At 67.1% G+C, this 3,053-nt stretch carries 6 protein-coding genes; all 6 read left to right on the top strand.

Features of this window, described 5'->3' with window-relative positions; translation table 11 throughout:
- The first annotated feature begins 366 nt into the window (after positions 1-366).
- From rpsH to rplO, 6 genes are read left to right on the top strand one after another with little or no spacing between them, the layout of a single operon-like run.
- Positions 367-765 (top strand): 30S ribosomal protein S8, encoded by a 399-nt coding sequence (gene rpsH / locus ACFWPA_RS14190; RefSeq protein ID WP_378507982.1) that lies wholly within the window; start codon positions 367-369, stop codon positions 763-765.
- Between the two features lie 14 nt (positions 766-779).
- Positions 780-1,319: a 50S ribosomal protein L6 gene (gene rplF, locus ACFWPA_RS14195; protein WP_378507981.1), complete on the top strand. Its 540-nt coding sequence runs from the start codon at positions 780-782 to the stop codon at positions 1,317-1,319.
- Between the two features lies 1 nt (position 1,320).
- A complete protein-coding gene (gene rplR / locus ACFWPA_RS14200; RefSeq protein ID WP_378507980.1) occupies positions 1,321-1,728 on the top strand; it encodes a 50S ribosomal protein L18 in 408 nt (135 codons plus the stop codon).
- A 31-nt stretch (positions 1,729-1,759) separates the two neighbouring features.
- Positions 1,760-2,407 (top strand): 30S ribosomal protein S5, encoded by a 648-nt coding sequence (gene rpsE, locus ACFWPA_RS14205; protein ID WP_378507979.1) that lies wholly within the window; start codon positions 1,760-1,762, stop codon positions 2,405-2,407.
- The gene (rpmD, locus tag ACFWPA_RS14210; RefSeq protein WP_378507978.1) at positions 2,407-2,586 is read left to right on the top strand and encodes a 50S ribosomal protein L30; all 180 of its coding nucleotides are present in this window, start codon (positions 2,407-2,409) and stop codon (positions 2,584-2,586) included. The genes rpsE and rpmD overlap by 1 nt, the downstream gene beginning before the upstream one ends.
- A gap of 2 nt (positions 2,587-2,588) precedes the next feature.
- Entirely contained in the window at positions 2,589-3,029 is a 441-nt protein-coding gene (gene rplO / locus ACFWPA_RS14215; protein WP_378507977.1) for a 50S ribosomal protein L15, read from the top strand.
- Positions 3,030-3,053 lie beyond the last annotated feature (24 nt).

Below are 3,053 nucleotides of genomic sequence, written 5' to 3' on the forward strand. Positions count from 1 at the left end.
CCCCGCCGGTGTGGTGGGGGGTCCCCACTACTGCGGGGGTTCAACACCCGCGGACGGCGCAAAAACCACTGGTGTCCGGGCGGCGGGCCGCGCAACTCAACCGCCCCCCGCCCCTTGTTGTTTCCGTGCCCCGCCGCGGCGGGGGAGGGGCGGCCACCTGGGGCGATTTGGCCTGGCCAGGGGTTTTGCCTACACTAGAGCGGTTGCCTGTGCCACGACGACCCACGTTGCGTCGTCACGGACCGGGCGACATGCATTCATTCCGGTCGACGATTGTCGGTCGGACCAGCCGAATTGTTGTAGGCCCACGACCGGGCGACCGGTGTTGCATGGGAACCGCAGCGAGAAAGGTGTCGAGGTCTAACCATGACCATGACCGACCCGATCGCAGACTTCTTGACGCGTCTGCGCAACGCCAACACGGCGTACCACGACGAGGTGAAGCTGCCGCACTCGAAGATCAAGGCGAACATCGCCGAGATCCTCAAGCGCGAGGGCTACATCTCCGACTACCGCACCGAGGACGCCGAGGTGGGCAAGACCCTCATCGTCGACCTCAAGTACGGCCCCACCCGCGAGCGCAGCCTCGCCGGCGTCCGCCGTGTCTCCAAGCCCGGTCTCCGGGTGTACGCGAAGTCCACCAACCTGCCCAAGGTTCTCGGCGGCCTCGGCGTGGCGATCATCTCCACGTCCTCCGGTCTGCTCACGGACCGTCAGGCGGCCAAGCAGGGCGTGGGCGGCGAAGTCCTCGCCTACGTCTGGTAAGGGAGGCCACCACAATGTCGCGTATTGGAAAGATTCCGGTCACCGTCCCCTCGGGTGTCGAGGTGACCATCGACGGCCAGGACGTCGCGGTGAAGGGCCCGAAGGGGCAGCTGTCGCTGACCATCGCCGAGCCGATCGCCATCGCCAAGGGTGAGGACGGTGCCCTGCTGGTCACCCGTCCCGACGACGAGCGTCGCAGCCGCGCGCTGCACGGCCTGTCGCGCACCCTCGTCGCGAACCTCATCACCGGTGTCACCCAGGGGTACACCACCAAGATGGAGATTCACGGCGTCGGCTACCGCGTCGCGCTCAAGGGCCAGGACCTCGAGTTCGCGCTCGGCTACAGCCACCCGGTCCCGATCGAGGCGCCCGAGGGCATCTCGTTCGCGGTCGAGTCGCCGACCCGGTTCTCGGTCTCCGGCATCGACAAGCAGAAGGTCGGCCAGATCGCCGCCAACATCCGTCGTCTGCGCAAGTCCGACCCGTACAAGGGCAAGGGCATCCGCTACGAGGGTGAGCAGGTCCGCCGCAAGGTCGGAAAGACGGGTAAGTGATATGAGCCAGACTGCAAACCAGAAGGCCAAGCGAATCCCGCTGGGCAAGGACGTGTCCACCACGCGTCGTCTGTCGAAGACGCGTCGTCACTTCCGTCTGCGCAAGAAGATCTCCGGCACGCCCGAGCGTCCCCGTCTCGTCGTGAACCGCTCCTCGCGTCACATCCACGTCCAGCTCGTGGACGACCTCGCAGGCCGGACCCTGGCCGCGGCGTCGACCATCGAGGCGGACCTGCGTGCCGCCGAGGGCGACAAGAAGGCCCTGAGCGCCAAGGTCGGTCAGCTGATCGCCGAGCGCGCCAAGGCTGCCGGCATCGACGCCGTGGTCTTCGACCACGGTGGCCACGGCTACCACGGCCGCATCGCGGCCCTGGCCGATGCCGCTCGCGAAGGCGGGTTGAAGTTCTGATGACGAAGATTTCTAACGGAAGGACAGTCTGATGCCGGGACGTCAGAGGCGTGACGGCGGCAGCGGACCCGCCGGACAGAATGGCCCCAACACCGGGGACAACCGCGGTGGCGACCGCCGTGGCGGTCGTGACGATCGTCGCGGCCAGGCGGCACCGAAGTCGGACCACATCGAGCGTGTGGTCGCGATCAACCGCGTGTCGAAGGTCGTCAAGGGTGGTCGGCGTTTCAGCTTCACCGCCCTCGTGATCGTTGGCGACGGCAACGGACTCGTTGGCGTCGGCTACGGCAAGGCCAAGGAAGTTCCCGCGGCCATCCAGAAGGGTGTCGAGGAGGCGCGCAAGGGCTTCTTCCGCGTGCCGCTCATCGGCAGCACCATCACCCACCCGGTGCAGGGCGAGGCCGCTGCCGGCGTCGTCATGCTCCGCCCGGCCAGCCCGGGTACCGGTGTGATCGCCGGTGGTGCGGTGCGTGCCGTGCTCGAGTGCGCGGGTGTGCACGACATCCTTGCCAAGTCGCTCGGTAGCGACAACGCGATCAACGTCGTGCACGCGACCGTTGCCGCCCTCAAGGGTCTGCAGCGTCCGGAAGAGGTTGCGGCCCGTCGTGGCCTGCCCCTCGAGGACGTGGCCCCGGCCGGCATGCTGCGTGCCCGCGCACAGGCTGGGAGCGTGAAGTAATGGCAGATCTGAAGGTCACTCAGGTCAAGAGCTCGATCGGGACCAAGCAGAACCAGCGCGACAGCCTGCGGACGCTCGGCCTCAAGGGCATCCGCAAGAGCGTCGTCCGCGAGGACAACGCGCAGAACCGCGGCCTGATCAACGTGGTTCGACACCTCGTCACAGTTGAGGAGGTCTAACCATGACCATCAAGCTGCACCACCTCCGGCCCGCGCCGGGCGCCAAGACCGACAAGACCCGCGTCGGCCGTGGTGAGGGTTCCAAGGGTAAGACCGCCGGTCGCGGCACGAAGGGCACCAAGGCCCGCAAGAACGTGCCTGCCGCCTTCGAGGGCGGGCAGATGCCGCTGCACATGCGGCTGCCCAAGCTCAAGGGCTTCACGAACCCGAACCGGGTCGAGTACCAGGTTGTCAACGTCGCCGATATCGCTCGGGTGTTCCCCGAGGGCGGCCAGATCGGCATCGACGAGTTCGTTGCCAAGGGCCTGGTCCGCAAGAACCGTCTGGTGAAGGTTCTCGGCGACGGTGAGCTCACGGTTGCCGTGCAGGTGACCGCGAACAAGTTCACCGGCTCCGCCAAGGAGAAGATCGCCGCTGCCGGTGGGACCACCACCGAGCTGTAGCGATTCGGCTCTGCAGACCGCGAC

Source organism: Rhodococcus sp. NPDC058505, from assembly GCF_042720095.1.
Taxonomy (GTDB): domain Bacteria; phylum Actinomycetota; class Actinomycetes; order Mycobacteriales; family Mycobacteriaceae; genus Rhodococcus_G.

Coding starts and splice junctions, on each gene's coding strand:
- rpsH (WP_378507982.1), top strand. CDS start 367: ATGACCATGACCGACCCGATCGCAGACTTCTTGACGCGTCTGCGCAAC.
- rplF (WP_378507981.1), top strand. CDS start 780: ATGTCGCGTATTGGAAAGATTCCGGTCACCGTCCCCTCGGGTGTCGAG.
- rplR (WP_378507980.1), top strand. CDS start 1,321: ATGAGCCAGACTGCAAACCAGAAGGCCAAGCGAATCCCGCTGGGCAAG.
- rpsE (WP_378507979.1), top strand. CDS start 1,760: ATGCCGGGACGTCAGAGGCGTGACGGCGGCAGCGGACCCGCCGGACAG.
- rpmD (WP_378507978.1), top strand. CDS start 2,407: ATGGCAGATCTGAAGGTCACTCAGGTCAAGAGCTCGATCGGGACCAAG.
- rplO (WP_378507977.1), top strand. CDS start 2,589: ATGACCATCAAGCTGCACCACCTCCGGCCCGCGCCGGGCGCCAAGACC.